The 17,787-nt window shown below is 35.8% G+C and carries 17 protein-coding genes and 2 pseudogenes; 13 read left to right on the top strand and 6 right to left on the bottom strand.

The features are described from left to right. Positions 1–404 precede the first annotated feature (404 nt). The 6 genes and pseudogenes from SAZ04_RS20460 (at position 405) to fabF (ending at position 6,331) form a co-directional block, all read left to right on the top strand. Complete coding sequence (locus SAZ04_RS20460) at positions 405–659, top strand: hypothetical protein (protein WP_332698989.1); 255 nt, start codon at positions 405–407, stop codon at positions 657–659. Positions 660–769: 110 nt separating this feature from the next. Next, on the top strand, positions 770–1,282 hold the full coding sequence (locus SAZ04_RS20455; RefSeq protein WP_332698986.1) for a MarR family winged helix-turn-helix transcriptional regulator: 513 nt from the start codon (positions 770–772) through the stop codon (positions 1,280–1,282). Positions 1,283–1,659: 377 nt separating this feature from the next. Beyond that, positions 1,660–2,418 carry an SDR family oxidoreductase gene (locus tag SAZ04_RS20450; protein WP_307440436.1) on the top strand — a complete coding sequence of 253 codons (759 nt, stop codon included), beginning with the start codon at positions 1,660–1,662 and terminating at the stop codon, positions 2,416–2,418. Positions 2,419–2,492: 74 nt separating this feature from the next. After that, positions 2,493–3,635 (top strand): annotated as a pseudogene (locus tag SAZ04_RS23590) (MFS transporter); the annotation flags it as partial. 57 nt (positions 3,636–3,692) lie between these two features. After that, positions 3,693–4,124: a PaaI family thioesterase gene (locus SAZ04_RS20435; protein WP_332698972.1), complete on the top strand. Its 432-nt coding sequence runs from the start codon at positions 3,693–3,695 to the stop codon at positions 4,122–4,124. Positions 4,125–5,095: 971 nt separating this feature from the next. Then, the gene (gene fabF / locus SAZ04_RS20425; protein WP_332698969.1) at positions 5,096–6,331 is read left to right on the top strand and encodes a beta-ketoacyl-ACP synthase II; all 1,236 of its coding nucleotides are present in this window, start codon (positions 5,096–5,098) and stop codon (positions 6,329–6,331) included. Positions 6,332–7,019: 688 nt separating this feature from the next. Here the strand turns inward: fabF and chrA are convergent. The 3 genes from chrA to SAZ04_RS20410 are packed head-to-tail and all read right to left on the bottom strand — an operon-like array spanning position 7,020 to position 9,013. Continuing rightward, positions 7,020–8,147, bottom strand: a complete 1,128-nt coding sequence (gene chrA, locus SAZ04_RS20420) for a chromate efflux transporter (protein WP_332698966.1) — start codon at positions 8,145–8,147, stop codon at positions 7,020–7,022. Between the two features lie 15 nt (positions 8,148–8,162). Then, positions 8,163–8,585, bottom strand: coding sequence for a chromate resistance protein ChrB domain-containing protein (locus tag SAZ04_RS20415; RefSeq protein WP_332698963.1), 423 nt, complete (start codon positions 8,583–8,585; stop codon positions 8,163–8,165). Beyond that, entirely contained in the window at positions 8,582–9,013 is a 432-nt protein-coding gene (locus tag SAZ04_RS20410; RefSeq protein WP_332698960.1) for a Chromate resistance protein ChrB, read from the bottom strand. The genes SAZ04_RS20415 and SAZ04_RS20410 overlap by 4 nt, the downstream gene beginning before the upstream one ends. A gap of 700 nt (positions 9,014–9,713) precedes the next feature. Between SAZ04_RS20410 and SAZ04_RS20405 the strand changes: the two genes are divergently transcribed. Next, a complete protein-coding gene (locus SAZ04_RS20405; protein WP_332698957.1) occupies positions 9,714–10,349 on the top strand; it encodes an SMI1/KNR4 family protein in 636 nt (211 codons plus the stop codon). A gap of 21 nt (positions 10,350–10,370) precedes the next feature. On the opposite strand, the gene SAZ04_RS20400 is transcribed toward SAZ04_RS20405, so the two are convergent. Continuing rightward, a complete protein-coding gene (locus tag SAZ04_RS20400) occupies positions 10,371–10,751 on the bottom strand; it encodes an SMI1/KNR4 family protein (RefSeq protein ID WP_332698954.1) in 381 nt (126 codons plus the stop codon). 223 nt (positions 10,752–10,974) lie between these two features. Between SAZ04_RS20400 and SAZ04_RS20395 the strand changes: the two are divergent. From SAZ04_RS20395 to SAZ04_RS20370, 6 genes and pseudogenes are all read left to right on the top strand, one after another. Further along, positions 10,975–11,175 (top strand): annotated as a pseudogene (locus tag SAZ04_RS20395) (NUDIX hydrolase); the annotation flags it as partial. 219 nt (positions 11,176–11,394) lie between these two features. After that, positions 11,395–12,036 carry a DUF3885 domain-containing protein gene (locus SAZ04_RS20390; RefSeq protein ID WP_332698951.1) on the top strand — a complete coding sequence of 214 codons (642 nt, stop codon included), beginning with the start codon at positions 11,395–11,397 and terminating at the stop codon, positions 12,034–12,036. 987 nt (positions 12,037–13,023) lie between these two features. Next, positions 13,024–13,812, top strand: coding sequence for a hypothetical protein (locus tag SAZ04_RS20385; protein ID WP_332698948.1), 789 nt, complete (start codon positions 13,024–13,026; stop codon positions 13,810–13,812). A gap of 24 nt (positions 13,813–13,836) precedes the next feature. Next, the gene (locus SAZ04_RS20380; protein ID WP_332633582.1) at positions 13,837–14,166 is read left to right on the top strand and encodes a single-stranded DNA-binding protein; all 330 of its coding nucleotides are present in this window, start codon (positions 13,837–13,839) and stop codon (positions 14,164–14,166) included. After that, positions 14,153–14,713: a Rad52/Rad22 family DNA repair protein gene (locus SAZ04_RS20375; protein ID WP_332698945.1), complete on the top strand. Its 561-nt coding sequence runs from the start codon at positions 14,153–14,155 to the stop codon at positions 14,711–14,713. The genes SAZ04_RS20380 and SAZ04_RS20375 overlap by 14 nt, the downstream gene beginning before the upstream one ends. Before the next feature lie 1,084 nt (positions 14,714–15,797). After that, a complete protein-coding gene (locus SAZ04_RS20370; protein WP_332698943.1) occupies positions 15,798–16,997 on the top strand; it encodes a replication initiation protein in 1,200 nt (399 codons plus the stop codon). Between the two features lie 45 nt (positions 16,998–17,042). On the opposite strand, the gene SAZ04_RS20365 is transcribed toward SAZ04_RS20370, so the two are convergent. Further along, on the bottom strand, positions 17,043–17,582 hold the full coding sequence (locus SAZ04_RS20365; RefSeq protein ID WP_332698939.1) for an IS3 family transposase: 540 nt from the start codon (positions 17,580–17,582) through the stop codon (positions 17,043–17,045). Further along, positions 17,579–17,787, bottom strand: a 209-nt coding sequence (locus tag SAZ04_RS20360) for an IS3 family transposase (protein ID WP_332698936.1), incomplete at its 5' end; no start/stop codon positions are given. The genes SAZ04_RS20360 and SAZ04_RS20365, both read right to left, overlap by 4 nt.

Genomic DNA, 17,787 nt, shown 5'->3' with positions numbered 1-17,787 from the left:
AATTCATCTCCCCCTTATCGTTGGGCTTCGCCCTTCACACGATTGAAGAGGGAGACTTCTTTCGGGACATGTTAAATCATGCATAAACGATAAAAAATGAACAAAGGCCAAACCCTTGGTAGAAAAGGGTTTGGCCTTTTGGTGTACTTCCGAAAATTATAATTATGTTAAATAGATTTGTATACAGTATTCATTAGATCCTTTGGGATCTTCTTCAACGAGCATCAATGTTTAATAAGGGTATTCGTAAATTTATGTTAAAGTAAATAGTTGTAAGGAGGGAGAGTTTTGAAAAAGAAATTAGCAATTATATTAAGTCTAATTTTTGTTTTATAGGTTGTTCTTCTGAGGTAGAAAGAGTTGTTAATAAATTTAAATCTGAAGTTGAAGGTAAATACAGTATTGTGGTTTTTGATGATAAAATGACTTCTGGAGAATACCAACGTAGTATCAATAATGACTTAATTGATGCGAATAAATTATGGAAAAAAATTCATTCTTTGTCTTATATTATATTAGATGAAAATTCTTCACATGATTATGATTATAAAGAAGCATTATCCTTAAATGAGTTCCCCGAAATTGTGGTTTTTGATTATAAAGGGATAGTTCTTCAAACAAATAAAGTTGAAGTGTTGGAAGAGTTTTTTCTTAATTAAAATAAAAAGCCTTATTTAAGTAACGGGTTACGTTAATTTAATAAGCAAGCACAAAAGGATCAGTTGAAGATCCTTTTTCAATAATAAAAAAGGATTCGTTTAGGTTTAAGATGATTGTAAAGATTGACATCGACACAATAGTGTATATACTCATAATTATGAGAGAACAAAATTCAACTTCAGATTTTTCAGGGACGACCGATTATGCAGCAGAGTGCGCTAGCTTGAATTTAAGAAAGGCGTCCCGGTTCATTACCAGTTTATATGATGAATATTTAAGACCAGTCGGGCTTCGGTCTACACAGTTGTCATTGTTGTTGGCACTTGAACAGGCCGGGTCTGTCACCGTTACATCTCTCTCCGAAATTCTTCTGATGGATCGTACCACATTGTCACGGGATCTCAAGCCGCTTGAGAGACAAGGCTGGGTGTCGATCACGGAAGGGGAGGATCGCAGGAAACGATTTATTGCTCTGACACCCGACGGCCGGGACCTTCTTAAGCGTGCGCTGCCGTTATGGGAACAGGCGCAAAATCGTATTCGAGACTATATGGGCGATGACCGTTATAAAGGTTTGCTTGGTCAATTGTCTGATATCGTTAAGCTGAACAGGCGAGATTAATGTTTGGTTCATCGCAGTTTAGAGTGAGATTAAGATGGGTTTTAAGAGATTTTATATGGAGTGGCGGGCATGATAGCCTTGTAGGCAAAGCTAGTTTTCCTTGCCAACTGGCCTCTTGGCTTATAAATCATGCCCTTTCGGTTTTGATAGTCTTTCAATCCTCCACTCAAAAATGCGAATAGCCTAATTTTTTTTCACGAAAAGGTGTATATACACTTAATATGAAAGGATGGATGAAAGTGTCTAAAAATCAACAAACATCCCACAGTTGTGCGTTACTACGAATCCTCTGCGTAATCCACCACTGAGAATCTTGTTGCACAATAAAGCAAGTAAAGCCACTATATAAATCATTTATAGAGAAAGGATTGATTTTTATGAAAATGGATTCCAACACAATACTCATAACGGGTGGAACATCCGGGATTGGATTCGAGCTTGCTGCTCAGCTCCTTCAGCTTGGGAACACCGTAATTATTACCGGGCGGGATCAGTCCAAACTGGACTTAGCCAAAAAGAAACTGCCAAACGTTCACACATTTCAGAGTGATGTAAGCGATCCAAAGGCAATTTCTGACCTTTTTGAAAAAGTAATTAGTCAATTTCCAGAACTGAATGTTCTGATCAATAACGCTGGGGTTATGCGTAAATTGAACTTTCATACCAAAGAGGTTGATTTAGTGGATTTCAGTAGCGAGATTGAAATTAACCTCAGTGGTTCGATCCGCATGGTGAACCAATTCTTATCGCATTTAAAGACGAAGAAATCCGCTGCGATTATGAATGTCTCATCTGCACTTGCATTTGTTCCTTATCCGGCAATGCCGGTATATAGTGCGACGAAAGCTGGTATTCATTCATTTACACAATCACTGCGAATCCAGCTGAAAAATACTAATATTAAAGTGTTTGAATTGGCGCCTCCAGCTATTCAGACCCCTTTAGTTGAAGTTTTTGATGCTGACGAGATCAAAGCCATGAAACCAATGGATGCCAATAAGATGGTTAGGTACACAATCAAGGCTTTGGAAAAGGATCGCTTTGAGATCCTGCCGGGCCAGAGCAGTGCGCTGAAGTTCATGAGTCGTGTTGCGCCTCAGTTTATGTTAAATCAGTTAAGCAAAAACAAGAGTTAACTATACGGAACATTGGTACGGATATGGACGAGGTTCTGTTTATTCAGGGGGATTTATATTCCAGCACATAAAAAATGGTCTATGTGGTCACAACTTATTGCGGGTTTCTTGTTGGTTATTTCGACAACTGGCTTTGCAAGATTGGCTTATGGAGTGTTAATGCCTTTTATGCAAGCCGACTTAAATACGAACTACACACAGGCTGGATTATTAGCAACAACGATCTCGCTTGGCTTTCTAGCAATTTCCCCCATAGCTGGTTATTAGCACTCAAGTTTGGAATGAAACAAGTCATTATGGCAGGTGGCTTTCTCGTCACAGTTAGCTTCCTTTTTCTTTCATTTTCGAACTCCTTTTATCTATACATGCTTATTATGTTTTTATGCGGGGCAGGAAGTGCTTTAGTCTTTTCCTCCATAATGTCCTTACTAGTCATCCAATTCCAAAAGAAAAAGGGATTAGTACTCGGTGTCTTATTAAGTGGGGTGGGTTCAGGAATGCTTCTTAGTGGTCTCATGACCACCTATTTGATTAGGTATTTTCCTGTATGGGAATGGAGGGCTATTTGGCTAATTTTTTCCATTGTCTCTATTTTATTCACACTACTCTCGTGGATCGTATTGAAAGAACCAGGAAAGAGTGTGACTAACAAAGATGATAGGAATCAAGGAGTCGCTCATGCCTACAAAAACCGAAAAATCCTTAGGGTAGGTATTATTTACTTTTTAATTGGCTTATCTTATCCCAATCCTTTTCCAAACATCATTTATGATACACTCTGGGATCAGCGAAAGAGTGGCTGGTAGTTTATTTTCAATTTCTGGCTTATTTACAATTGTTGGAGGTCCAATTTGGGGAATCGTTTCAGATAAAGTAGGGAGAAAAAAATCTTTACTCGTTGCTTTGGCTTTTTGTGTCATGGGAGGTATTATTCCAGTCGTCAATGATCACATAATAAGTTTTATGGTTTCGACAATTTTATTTGGTTTTTCCATTGGAGGTCTCATGGTTCTTGTCCAAGCGATGGCAGCTGAACGCTCTCTTCCTTATCTAATACCAGCCGTTTTGGGCTTCATAACCATTTTCTTTGCAACTGGTCAATTAGTAGGACCCTTTCTTGCAGGATCAATTATTGAGCATTTAGGGGGAGTTCGAGAGGCATATATCTTTGCCATATTCATATTTTTTACTGCCCTTATACTCACTTGTTTTGTAAGTGAAAAGGAGAAAGTTGTATTGGAAACATAAAACACAAACAACGTAAAGGGGAATGGATGATGGAGAATAAGATTAAACTAAATGCGAACAAGGAAATTTCAGTCCCACCTGTTGCAAAGTTAATTGGGTTTAATTTAGTAGAAGTTAAGAATGGAAAGTCCGTATTCACATTAAAGACAAAGGAAACGCATTTTAATCCGATGGGAACCGTACATGGTGGTATTCTATGTGATTTGGCAGATGCAGCAATGGGAGTGGCTTACGCTACATTGTTAGATGAAAGAGAAACGTATACAACGATCGAGTTGAAAATTAACTATTTGAAACCCGTATGGAAAACGACCTTAAAAGCTAATGCCATTGTAGTGAAAAAGGGAAGTTCCATTGGCCTTATCGAATGCACTATTTTTGATGAGAATGAGACATTGGTAGCGAAAGCCAGTTCAACTTGTATGACACTAAACGGAGAAAAGGCAATAAATAGATAGGTGAACTACTCACCACTTAGCTACGCTTGAAGTGGGAGCTTCTCACTTCCATGAAGAAAGCAACCTTTCTTCTCCATGAGCGTTACTTCGGGTAGTTCCTACCCTAGATGTCCGAAGAATCGGAGTTCTTTCGTACCTTGGATATTTTACGCATGGAAGGATCAGCTTGGTTTTCACATTTTTATTTCTCCATGCAACCTCATATATCCAGTTATCAAAGAACATCATAGCTATATTTTATGATAATACTAAATTTTGAGCTACCGCCCAACCGAAATTCATCTCCCCCTTATCGTTGGGCTTCGCCCTTCACACGATTGAAGAGGGAGACTTCTTTCGGGACATGTTAAACTATCGTTAATCACGGAGGGGTTTGCTATTCAACGCAGAGTCGTAATAACAGGCTATGGTGCCGTATCCTAATTAGGTGGCTCAGAAATCGGAGGGCTAAATACGGTAATAGAGAACCATAAATCCATATTAGAGAAAGGGTCGAGAAGCATAGAGACAGGCTATACGATACCTTTGGTTATAACCTGCTTGGATCGTTTTCGTCAAATTGCCAAGAATCATCTATTTCGTATTCTAGAGGAACCAGGAACTTCCATGCCGTAGTGGAAGATGAGCAGGCACCATGCAAAATGGGCAATCGACTTTGCCCGTGGCGTGAGGACAACGGAACTTTAGATAATTGCCGTCAGTGCAAATCCCATCGAGCAGAAAGGCGTTCCATACAACGACTAAGTCAAATGGAAATAGATTTTCTAACAGAACTGCTTAATGACGCCAAAAAGGAAGGGGGTATTCAAAATACTGACGATCTGAAGGCATTAGCAGTTTCATCTCAAGCGCCAAAGGCGGATTACAATATAAATGTGTATTAAGAGATGATTTCTTTTCTAAAATATTGGAACAACTTAAAGGTCTTTTGAAGTAGTTATGTGAAAAAGAATGACAGGGGAGTTTTGGTAATGGCACGAAGAGTTGTAGTAACAGGATATGGAGTCGTTTCACCGTTAGGAAATACAGTTGAAGCGTTCTGGAAGAACATAAAAGAAGGTAACTCAGGCATCAAGAAAATTAAATCTGATGACTATAACAATATTAGCACCAAAATTGCAGGTTATATTACCGACTTTGACGCAGAGCAATTTATTGATAAAAAAGAAAAGGAGAAATATGACTTATTCGTACAGTATGCTGTTGCTGCTGCTCAACAAGCCTTGGAACAGGCGAATCTAGATTTACAAAATGTTAATAAGGAGCGATTAGGGGTTTATATTGGTTCCGGTATTGGAGGAATTAATACTACATTAGATAATCATAAAGCTTTGCTTGAAAGAGGACCAAGAAAAGTTTCTCCATTTATGGTTCCAATGATGATCAGTAATATGGCGTCAGGAATAATATCTATAAAAACGGGTTTTAAGGGGCCTAGCTTTTCACCTGTTTCTGCTTGTGCAACAGGGAATCAAGCTATTGGGGAGGCTTTTTTAAATATTCGACAAGGTTATTCTGATGGTATATTAGCTGGAGGGGCTGAAGCTCCTATTAATCCACTAGCTTTTGCTGGATTCTCAAGAATGAGAGCAATGTCTACTTTTAATGATTTTCCAGAAAAGGCAAGTCGCCCATTTGACAGAGGGCGTGATGGTTTTGTCATGTCTGAAGGAGCGGGTGTTTTATTCCTGGAAGAATATGAACATGCGAGAGAAAGAGGAGCGACAATTTTAGGAGAAATCGTAGGTTATGGTTCCACAACAGATGCCTATCATATTACTTCCCCTGATTACAATGGGGCAGCAAATGCAATGAAATTGGCTTTAGATATGGGAAAGATTCGATTGACTGATGTGGATTATATAAATGCACATGGTACAAGTACCCCTGAAGGAGATAAATCAGAGACCAAAGCGATTAAAAGTGTTTTTGGTGCTCATGCTTATAACTTAAAGGTAAGTTCCACTAAATCGATGACTGGGCACCTTTTTGGAGCAGCAGGTGGGATTGAGGCTGTTATAACCCTTAATAGTATCATGGAAGATATAGCTCCTCCAACTATTAATTATGATATACCGGATGAAGAGTGTGATTTAGATTATGTTCCAAACCATGCAGTTAACATGAAAATAAACTATGCTATTTCTAATGGTTTTGGTTTTGGAGGACATAATGTAGTGTTGGCATTTAAGAAATTTTCGATATAGATAGGATTGAAGAAAAGGAATAATCGATAGGTTATATATTATTCTATTAAAATCTCTTCAAAAGCAATTTTAAAAGAAGAAGGTTTACCTAATGAATTTGTTGTATTGTGGACTGATTTCCATTATTGGCTAGTGTTAGACATCGTAAAAGCTTGTTTAACCCATCGGTGCTATACATTACGGAAGATTTTTCGGCTTACTAGTCTGAAAATGATAAAACTGTATAGGAATATATAAAAATAGCATATACTTTTGATGATTTTTTAAAGCAATTATTTCGTGTACCTCATTAGAGAATTCGATTTTTTTTGATTTTAATTCGCTTAACGTACAAAATTTCCGATTGTTGCTTCGGACCCCTTATAAAGAAGGAGATTTAATTAACTAACATAAGAAAGTTGATTCCTTATCGTACAGGAAATCGACTTTTTTTAGGTTGAATTTCACAATTCGTGTTTCTTTAATGCTATTTTTGATATCGTGAAATTTGGAAATAAAAGTAAGCCTATGATCCATTTTTACACGTATCTCGGCAGAACCCCTTAAAGTGAAATTAAGCAAAATAAAAATGGATATTAATGCTAAAATTAATGTGAGATTGTGAAAATTTACACTTGAACTAACGAATCAGTTTATTTGAAGAACGTATAAAAAAATCTGCTCCCTACGGAACAGATTTTTTTATTAGTTATAAGAAGATAAGTAAAGTCCCTAAAGCTAATGCTAAAAGGAAGACTTGCCATATTTGCCATTTGAATTTAAACAATAGACCAAGCATTATGATAGCAATAACAACACTTCCCCAATCAATAAAGACTTCTAAAGATAGTCGTATTAAAAAACTAGCGATAAGACCAACAACAGCTGCACTAACGCCTGCTAAGTATAATTTTAGCTTCTGATTCTCTCTAATTTTATCGAAAAAAGGGGCACCTAACAACACCACTAAAAAGGCAGGTAAAAAGATAAAAAAGGTTGCTAGTGTAGCTCCCCAAAAACCATATGCTGCAAATCCAACGAATGCTGCAACCATAATTAATGGACCAGGTGTTAATTCATTAATAGCTAAACCATCAATATATTGTTCAGTTGTTAGCCAGCCATAATTATCAACAGCTTCAAATTGTAACAACGCTAGAACCGTATATGCTCCACCAAAGCTAAGTGCACCAATTTTTAAGAATAATAGGGAAAGGCTAGTTGGTATCGAAGCGGTCCCTGCTGAGGCGACTGCTAAAAATGGAAGACTGTTAAAGCTGAATACTCTATTATTAAATGAGCGAACTAGTATCATATATACTAATCCCATTACCAATAGTAAAAGGATTAAGTCAATTTGAGTAATAAAAGTTAAAGTTAACATGAAAAGAGTAATAAATATTTTCTTTCCGTCTTGTAATACCCCAAACTTGTTTGCTATTCGATAAAGACTAAATAAAACAATCGCAACCATCGCTGGCTTAACACCGTATAATAAGCCTTGTGCAATATCCGAGGTAGCTGCATATTGAAAGTATGCCCAAGCCAAAATGGTGATTAAGACGAAGTTAGGCAACATAAATCCCAGTCCTGCTAAAAAACCACCTAAATAACCGCGTTGTCTATATCCAACATACATACAAAGTTCAGCTGCCTCTGGTCCTGGTAACATCCCACATACAGCAAAGGCATCTCGAAATCGTTCATTATCGATCCATTTTTTCTTTTCTACCGCGTGTTCATGTATGACTTGTATTTGTGCAGTAGGACCACCCCAACCCTGTAATCCAATAAGGATATAGGTCCAAAAAATGTTCCATAAACTAGGTTTTTCCACTTTTTTTCTCTCCCATTATAATTTATTATTTCGTTTTATCATTGCGTATAAAGCTTCATAAATTATAAATCCTTTTTCTAAAGCCTCATAATCATCCTTGCTATTTAGGCTGATTCCATCACAAATAAAATCAAGCCCAGGTGCAACAGGCTCTAAAAAAATTTCTTGTACCGTATCTGCTTCATCTACAATTTGTGCAATTTTATTTAGGATGGTATCTTCTAAGCTGTAATCTTCTATTAAAGAATAAAATGAACATCGTCCATTTCTGTGAGAAAACTCTGCCCCTGGAATATCGAATCCCCTTGCACCATTAGGAATTTCTTGTTCGCCTTCAGGGATAAAAGTAAATTCAGCTTCTTGATCAATATACTTTTTAATTAACCAACAACAAGCCATACGGTCCACTCCAATGTTTTCCCATGTAACCCACTTCATTTTAACTCACTCCTTTGTTGTATTATTTTTTCGCGTACTTTTAATTCCACCGGGGACTTGAAATAATCAATTCTTTTTATTCGTTGGTATTTTTTTGACAAAGAAATCAAATCAATGTTTTCTCCATCGAGTTGTTTTAGAAGTTCAATATAACTTTCATTGATTTGTTCAATAAATAACTGTCTTATTTCTTTATCAGACAATCCAAAGTGAAGTTGTGATTCCCACATAGTTGCTTCTCCGCCTAAATCCTTAATCTCAACAGTTAACCATTGAAATTGTTCATATGTATAAACATTATTAGGTAAAAGCCATATAGCATCATGTAAATGAAAAGACCCTAAACTTTTTAGCTTCCTCCAGACTTTTACCCTTGGAGAACTAGGCTTTCTAGGCATTTTATAAGTGAGGTGTAGCCAACTAACCAATATTTCACCTCCTGTTAATGTAACCACGGTTACATTATACTTTAATTTCAACTACATTTATAGAGTGGATTTACATGTCTTCTTCAAGTAAAAGAGGCAATCCTTGAATAAGCGTATGAAGATCATACTATAGATTTGAAATAAAGTTTAACCGTTTATAAAAAAGTTGCGATGTTTTTATAAAAGTCGCACCGTTTCAGAAGCCGAATTCTTTAATAAACATTGTTATATAGGGCTTTCTGAAATATTTTGATCAAACTTTTTTATAAAAAATGCACATTAATTCACAAAGCAAGACTCCGTTTTGATCAATCTTTTTTCCAAACGGAGTCTTTCAAGTTAACGTAAGATGTGGGTTTAAGAGGTATTTTTGAACAAACTTTATTTTAAAGCTACAAATACATGGCCTTTAAGCGGTCTTATTCATTTTAAAACAGTAGCCTTGAACCCTTATCGCAATTTATTCAAATAAAAAATGGAACAAGCACTGCACAATGGACCTATGAATAATGAAATCTTTCAGACGGCTCAATTGTTTATGAATGGGACACAAACAATCGTCTCAGAAAAGTAAAAAATGCCACTACTTTTCCTTTGTGGCAGAATAGTGGTACGTTGAAGCAGACTGCCGAATTGGGTATGATCGGTCACCATATAAACAGTGTTAAAAGCTAACCTCAATGGGCTGGACTTGCAAGGAATGTTAGGTTTGTTACGCCAAAACAACACTATAGATTACATGGAGGAAATTGGAGAAATCAAACCACTGGGAAATTCATTAAGAGAAGGTGATAATAAAATGGATTATAAAGAAGAAATTTTGAAATTCTTGGAAAAATATAAAAGCTATGGTTTTAAGACATTAAAAAATCAGACCATATTAATTAACAGACACAATGAAAATGGGGTTGAAGATTGGAAGCATATTATTTATCATCCATTGGATAAGCAAGGAATCGATTTACTTGAAAAGGAGAGGAATAAGTCACTACCTCTAAAATATAAAGAATTTCTTTCGTATTGTAACGGGTGTTATCTATTTAACGGAAATTTTTATATCTATGGAAAAGCATTTTTAGAAAAAGGGATGTCTCGAGAAGAAATGTTATACCAACCATATGATTTAATAGAGGAAAGTGAAGACCCTCCTTGCAAAATTTTTGATGATTTATTTTATATTGGGGGTACACCGGAAACCATATTTGTTTTAGCGATTGATGAAAGTGTTGTAGAGTTAAAGAGACGTTCCGGAAAACTTGTTTCTAGTTATGAAAGTTTTGATAGCTGGTTAACTAAAAAATTGAGGACCACAGAAATGTTATCATTTCATGAGTGAAAATTCAAAGAAAGTATCGGTCTAATTCTGATCGATACTTTCTTTCATGTCGTTTAGTGAATTAAAAAGGACAATAGGTTCCCAATCACCAGCCCCATGCTCTGCAGTTAATATAGGGTATCCTTCTTGTGAAGTGTCGATAATTAACGGATCTCCAAGCTCTTCTTCATAACCAATAACCACCCAGCCATGCTGCCAATCTCCTTCATTATTTTCTGTCAATGAATTTCCTTGTTCATCAACGCTGTACCCTAATTGTGCGTTTTCAATTTCATTTTCTTTGAAAAGAACAAAAATAAGACTGACTGATTCACCATAATTATCTTGAGCAATAACTTCGAATTCACCCCCGTTCATTTTCAACAAGAATTCTTTCAAAGTAATATTTTCCTTATTGTACAAAGAAATGCCTCCTCAGGGTCAATTTTGTTGATGAATAAATTATATCACTTCCTACAATTTTAAATGTTCATAGTTATTTGACCTAGAAAAAAATATATATTTATAGACCAAAATACGGGAGAAAATTCCCATACTGTAGAATTATCTTTAACGCAAGTCTAAGTATTTTCTTCCAGGCGGTGGAAGAGAAAACAATGAAACGCACGAAGAATGTTTAAAAAGAGAAGCCCTTGAAGAAATGGGAATGGATATTAAAATAGGTCAATTTATAGGGTGTGCCCGAAGATGTTTTTATTCTACAAATGAATATAAACATTACCTTAGTGAAGGATATTTTTATTTATGCGATACAGGTAGGCAAATAAGTAAACCAACCGAAGTCGATCACTTTCTAAAATGGATTGAACCAAACCAAGCAATTTGAAAACTTGTTTCATGAACATCAAAGTTAGGCAGTAAATGAAGCATTAAGACAATTATAAAGCCTATTGAACTACGGGAGTGTTTCTTTAATAAGGTCTTTGAAACGTGTTTCCGCAAAACGGGCGCTTTCCTGGAACAAGGATTAGCGCTTATTATCATTTTAGGACCAGTTAGTTGAAGAAAAAATGGTAAAATTTAAAAAATAAAATGAGGTGTGGATATGCTTTTCAATGACTATATAAATGAGAATTTTTCTAACTTAAAACTTAGACCACCTTTGTTTTATAGCTGGGGAATTGGTATTCGGTTCGAACTAGGGGTAGAGGGGAATAGAGAGTATGATTATGAAAACAGTCCTTATGTACAAGGGGTATATGAAAGAGCTATAACTTTATTTAAGTCATTACATTCACAAGATGAGGAAATTTTTGTTGTAGTAGATGTGAATGATTTTGGAGACGGAAGAAGCTATAAACAGAAAGCCAGGGTTTTTTCTCCATATGTCTATGAAAGATTAGTCTTGTATAAGTTAAAGCATACAGAAATACCTTATATTTTCCCGGAAGACAATGAAGATGGAAAATATAAAACGCATAGATTTACTCTTAAATGTAAAACATCTGATATTAAATACATTCCATTGTTAAAAGCTATATGTAATCAAGATTTAGGAATTCAACCAAGTATTTTTCATAGGATATATTTTTTAAATATCAAGAGAGCAACCATTTTTCATGTTTATGATGATAGAGGTTGTGATTTGCTTGCTACTTCGCCTGAAGCAATACAAGATATTTATAACAAATATAACGATTGGATATTAGATTACGACAGGAATGAAATAGATAAGGTATTTAAATAAGGATTTTCCATTCTTCAACTGGTGCTTATCTTGAATAAGGTTTAAGCATTGATCTTCCACAATCGGGCGCTTTTGTTGAATAAACAAAATGATAAAAGGCTGAAAATATGCAAGTTTTTATTCATTTTTTGCATATTTTCGGCTTTTTTCTATTCAAAAAACATACTGCCATAAACAGCATTTTTTAAATGCCACCAACAGAAATGCCTCTTAAAATGGTCGGCAGGCTGCGTATAGGCGCGACCTGGCTAGCTCTACCAAAGTATATTTTGATTATTCATGATCTTACGTATTTTATGTTTTTTCTTACAGTACAGGTAATCGACTAAAACGTGTCTAAATTGTGTCTAAACGTACAATTTTTCACTTTTGGTAACGTGACCCCTAATATGATATTATTTTATTTTCTATCAGATATGATGAAGGGTTTCAAGCGTTGAAAAATGAACTGGATGAATTGTTAAGCAAGGATTAGTCGGAGGAGGAAACACATGAATTATGTAACACAATAGGGGACTATTCAAACTCCTCACCGCACCTCACATACTCAGTATAAACCATAAACTTGAGCCCGCTTCATTCTCTATTGCCACAACTTCCTGTGACAACAAAGTTCCGTCTCCCATACATACAGATCATTTGTACGTACAAAGAACATAAATACGTAATAAGATAATAAGAACGTAAAAAAATAGTAATTAGAGTGTTGTTGGGGTTGATGGGGAGGAGGAATGATGTGGGATATCTCCATTCAATAAATCCCCTATTGTGTTATATAATGTGGTAATATATAAGGAGCATTCTTCTTTTTTAAAGAGGATAATTCATGAAACATATCTCTTGCGAAAATCCCACATCATCAAGTGGGTTGTTTATATACGATTTAGAAAAAACAAACAATGAATTAATAGAACTGATTGAACATCATTGACTTTCTACAAACTTATTATCTAAACTCGTTTAAATGGAAGAAGGAGGCATTGGAGGATGACTAAGAAATTAAATCTTAAACAATGCTTACAGTGGTTATCTCTTGTAGAACTTAAACAACAACCACTCACAGCGGACGAGTGCTACGAGTCTTTACACAACGTCCTTCCACCACCACCGCAACCAGGTAGTCCAACAAGACGTTTTTCAAAAGATAAAGTGCGATCCTATTTAAAAGACCTCGAATCCAATGGGGACATTATCTCTGTCTCTAGCGTGGTCACCAGTTATTCGATCACTAAAAAAGGGTATGAGAACGAGCTACAACTGAGTCATTCTTTATTGAAACGGATTAGAATCGTTCACCAGTCACTTCATATTATTCAGGAACGGGTAGGTGGGAGGATGGATACACCTCCCGTTATGGTACCAAAGGAAGATCGCGAATTTGTGCGATCTTTATTGTCTGTAAAAGATGTCGTTCGTTATTACATCTTAGATGCTCTACAGCACGAACCGAAACAATCTCTTACAGAACTTCAAAAAAACATGCTTTCTTCTTATGGGTGGACGTGTAGCCCTTCGTACTTTCTTTTGATTGGCCGCAATGAAATGAGTGAAGGTGTAGATGAATTTGATGACCCGCTTGAACATCCAGTTATTCTCCTTCAAAGCCAATATGAGGGAAAATTAAGCAGACGTAAGATTAGGACCTATTCTATATCTGAGCCGATCCTTGCAGAAGAATGGAAAGAGATTTATAGGAGGGATGCTGCTGAAAGTATTGGAAAAGCCATCACCTTTACAAATAATCTTTTGAGTTTGCTAGGATACGATAAATCATAATCTTGTCGAAAGGTAGGGAACCTCATGAGTGATATTAACAATCTCGTCCTATCAGGGCGATTAACCGACGATCCGCAGCTCTATTACGTTAAGAAAGGCAATGAGCAAGTACCTGTTTGTAATTTCAGTGTCGCATCTGAGGATAAATTCGGAAGGACTAGTTTCATCCCTGTTATTGTATGGAGAAATTACGGAGAATCGGTTGCGAATTATCTTGAAAAAGGGCAAGAAGTGATTGTAAGCGGAGCAATCTATAGCCGTAAGGATAAAAAAACCGGACGGACATTTGTAGAGGTTCATGCAAACGAAGTAAAGTATGGCAATAAACCGGGTGTGACACATGACAATATTTGATGAGTTGATCGTGAAGCTATGTGAGCCCTTTCGAAAAGAAGTACATGAGCCTCGATATGACGGACATGGGACGTATATTCCTATTCATGTGTACCTTCAGCGTCTAAATGCTGTAGCAGGAGAGAACTGGTCCCATGAACGGATTGGTGAACCCACCTTTTATATGGAAGATCGTATGGTACATACTGTTGTTAAGGTATCGATTTTGAATCGCTCACACATGGGGGAGGGCTTTTCAAAATTTCAAGTAGATGATAAAGGGCGTATTATCAACCGTCATTATGCGATTCGATCAGCTACAAAAGATGCAATACGAGATGCAATATCCTTTTTTGGTATTGGGAAGTCTTTTAATGAAATGACCAGGGATATAGGTGTTGCTTCTAATCATTTACAGGAGAAAGAAAATAGGGTTAGTGACATTATTGATAGACATTGTATGAAATGTGGAGCAAGACTTTCAGATCAAGACGTTGAAGTTCTAACGAAGTATAAAGTTAAATTTGATTATTGTAATGAGCATATACCTAAGCATTTTAAGAAATAGTTGATAATTCAACTTAATAGGAAGAAGAAATATAATGGAATGACAGGAGAAAGAAAGAAAGAACGAACGAATGATTGATGAGTCGAAGTAGCAGCATCAAAATAAAATGAATAGTTTAAGAAGACTTTATGACTTTTAGAAAACGTCCTCATCACATGTAATGACTTTCAATCTTTCAGGGAAAATGTACAGATAGGATTATATTCTTATGAACCTGTTTGAATAAAATAAATAAAATAAAAGTAAGCATACAATCTCTTGATTGTTTTACAAATTGATTTAATTGTTTTACAAATTGATTTAATAGATTTCTTGTTTTGTTGTTTTCAGGTCTTTAAATCCCTACTAATACTAGTATTCTAATAGAATAATCTCACACATAGGGGAGTAAACCCTCACACATAGGGGAGTGAACTCTCACGCATAGGGGAGTGAACTCTCACACATAGGGGAGTCAAACTCTCACACATAGAGGAGTGAACCCTCACACATAGGGGAGTCAAACTCTCACACATAGGGGAGTGAACTCTCACACATAGAGGAGTCGAACTGCCACACATAGGGGAGTTAAACTTTCGCACATAGAGGAGTCGAACTGCCACACATAGGGGAGTTAAACTTTCGCACATAGGGGAGTCGAACTGCCACACATAGGGGAGTCTTAAGCTTATATAGAGGTATTTTTAAGTGATATATTATCCATATGTACCATTTCCCCTCTCAAAATAACCAATTAATGGATAATCATCACTTTAATCTGCATTTTTTTGTAAAGATACTCCTCAAAGTGTGGTAGTTAATGAAATTTCATTCCTTAAAGTGTGATAGTTAAACGTTCTCCTTAAGAAAATTATCCATGAACTAAAAATTACTCCTCTAACTGTGATATTTAGCTGTAATTTCCTTATGTATTTGAGATGATACTAACATGAAAATTGAATTTAATAGTGTTTTACATTCCAATTAAATCCTTTATTCATTTAAATACTCTTTAACTCTCACACATAAGGGAGTGGATTTTTATTTTTTCTTCAACTATAGTTGAAGAAAGTGATTCAACGTGAGGTAGAGGTGATTTAAAATTATGAAAGCTGAACAACTTGCCTTGTATGAGTCAAGAGTTTCACCTGAATACATAGTAACGCAATCTAATAGTTTAATTGAAACTCCGCAAAATTTAACACTTCAGGAAAAGCGAATTATTCTCACACTGGCTTCACTAGTTCAACCAGGAGATAATAATTTTCGTATACACAGAATTAAAGTAAAAGACCTCGCTGATATAATTGGTATTAAAGAGAAAAATTTCTATAGTAAGGTAGAAGATGTGGTAGCAAAATTACAAAATAAAACCTTGTCCATTGAAAACGAAAGATCCAAATTAAATATGCATTGGTTATCTTCAAGTGAGTATTTTAAAGGACAAGGTTACGTTGAGTTGGAATTTTCTGAGAAGTTACGCCCCTTTTTATTAGAGCTTAAACAAAGTTACACTCCCTTTAAATTAAGGAATGTACTAGGTTTACGTAGTGAATACTATATACGAATCTATGAGTTGCTTAAACAATATGAAAAGGTAAAAAAAAGAGTATTCTCATTGGAGGAATTGAAATTTAATCTAAACATTCCACCGAATAAGTATGAACAATACTCTCATTTAAAAAACCGTATAATCCTAAAAGCACAAGTCGAACTTCGAGAAAATACGGATTTAATGTTTGATTTTGAGGAACAGAAGAAAGGCCGAAAAGTTGTAGGCATAGCTTTTTTCATTAAGAAAAACCGTAAAATATTAAAAGAAGTCCTAGAGAAAGAATCTCCAGATTCTACCCCAGCTGAATTATTGATTCGCTTTGGAATAAGACCGGATAAAGCTCGTGAAATGGTTAAACTTTATTCTGAAGACCATATCAGAAGTAATATCAGGTACATTTTGGATAACAAACAGCACGAGGATATTGATAATATTAGTGGCTATATTATTGCTGCTATAGAAGATGATTATGCAAGCGTAGAGAATAAACCTTCACCGATAGAACCAAACAAGGAAACTCTATCTTTAGAATTACTAAACGACTGGATGGTCAAGAAGTATCACAGATCTACAGAAGTGGTGACGACATTTCTCTTAGAGGAACATGTGTTAAGTTTTCTTATTCAAAATGGTGCAGATGAACAAGAGGCAAAAGACTTCTGGAAAGAACATACAGAAGAAATCAAACGGATGGTTAAAGAAATCGTGCAGAGTAACAGAAATCGTAGTGGGAGTAAGAAAAAAAGATAGTGAAATTTGAACTCCCCCCTACTTATCTGGTATGTCAACACTAAATCAAGTAATTTTTTTAAGGGCTAAGTTTCGATATCCTACTGGGCTTAAATAGCCAAGTAGGATATTATTGTACCAATTGATATAATCAAAAAGTTCAAGATCCAGGTGGTGAAGGGTGTGGAAATGAGCTCCATTGATTAATTCAGTTTTTAGAATCTTAAATGTCGCTTCTGCCACTGCATTATCATAAGGGTTTCCTTTATGACTCAATGAGCGTTCAATCTCAAATTCACTTAATAATTCATCAATGCCAACGTTCTTAAACTCAGATCCGCGATCTGTATGGAATAGTTTCACGTTCTCTAATGGCCGATTAACCGTTGCGAAGGCACGTTGAACTAAAGCTGCGTCTTTGCGTTTTCCAACGCTGTAACCAACTATTTCTCTATTATATAGGTCAATTAAAAAACAGACGTAATTCCAGTGCTGGCCTACTTTGACATACGTTAAGTCACTCACCAATACAGACATCTCTTCATCTACTGCAAATTCCCGATCTAACACGTTTCCAATGAATTCTTCATTGAGGCGGGAGCTCATTGGTTTGTAGGACGGTTGTGCATATTCGATTGAATTCCAAGTTCCTCCATTAATCTAGCTATGCGACGTCTAGAAACCTTGTGACCAGCTTTTAAAAGGTTTCCTTTTATTTTGCGAGTTCCATATACTTTACGGTTTTCGTTAAAGATCTTTAGTATTTTTTCTTTTAATTCTTGTTCTTCTTTAGCCTTTTCTTTTTCTTTTT

Source organism: Halalkalibacter lacteus (assembly GCF_036663595.1).
Lineage (GTDB): Bacteria > Bacillota > Bacilli > Bacillales > Bacillaceae_D > Halalkalibacter > Halalkalibacter lacteus.
Note: the sequence above shows the minus strand (reverse complement) of the source record. Positions and strands in the feature narration are given on the sequence as shown.

Coding starts and splice junctions, on each gene's coding strand:
- SAZ04_RS20455 (WP_332698986.1), top strand. CDS start 770: ATGATTGTAAAGATTGACATCGACACAATAGTGTATATACTCATAATT.
- SAZ04_RS20450 (WP_307440436.1), top strand. CDS start 1,660: ATGAAAATGGATTCCAACACAATACTCATAACGGGTGGAACATCCGGG.
- SAZ04_RS20435 (WP_332698972.1), top strand. CDS start 3,693: ATGATGGAGAATAAGATTAAACTAAATGCGAACAAGGAAATTTCAGTC.
- fabF (WP_332698969.1), top strand. CDS start 5,096: ATGGCACGAAGAGTTGTAGTAACAGGATATGGAGTCGTTTCACCGTTA.
- SAZ04_RS20415 (WP_332698963.1), bottom strand. CDS start 8,585: ATGAAGTGGGTTACATGGGAAAACATTGGAGTGGACCGTATGGCTTGT.
- SAZ04_RS20405 (WP_332698957.1), top strand. CDS start 9,714: ATGTTAGGTTTGTTACGCCAAAACAACACTATAGATTACATGGAGGAA.
- SAZ04_RS20390 (WP_332698951.1), top strand. CDS start 11,395: ATGCTTTTCAATGACTATATAAATGAGAATTTTTCTAACTTAAAACTT.
- SAZ04_RS20385 (WP_332698948.1), top strand. CDS start 13,024: ATGACTAAGAAATTAAATCTTAAACAATGCTTACAGTGGTTATCTCTT.
- SAZ04_RS20380 (WP_332633582.1), top strand. CDS start 13,837: ATGAGTGATATTAACAATCTCGTCCTATCAGGGCGATTAACCGACGAT.
- SAZ04_RS20375 (WP_332698945.1), top strand. CDS start 14,153: ATGACAATATTTGATGAGTTGATCGTGAAGCTATGTGAGCCCTTTCGA.
- SAZ04_RS20370 (WP_332698943.1), top strand. CDS start 15,798: ATGAAAGCTGAACAACTTGCCTTGTATGAGTCAAGAGTTTCACCTGAA.
- SAZ04_RS20365 (WP_332698939.1), bottom strand. CDS start 17,582: ATGAGCTCCCGCCTCAATGAAGAATTCATTGGAAACGTGTTAGATCGG.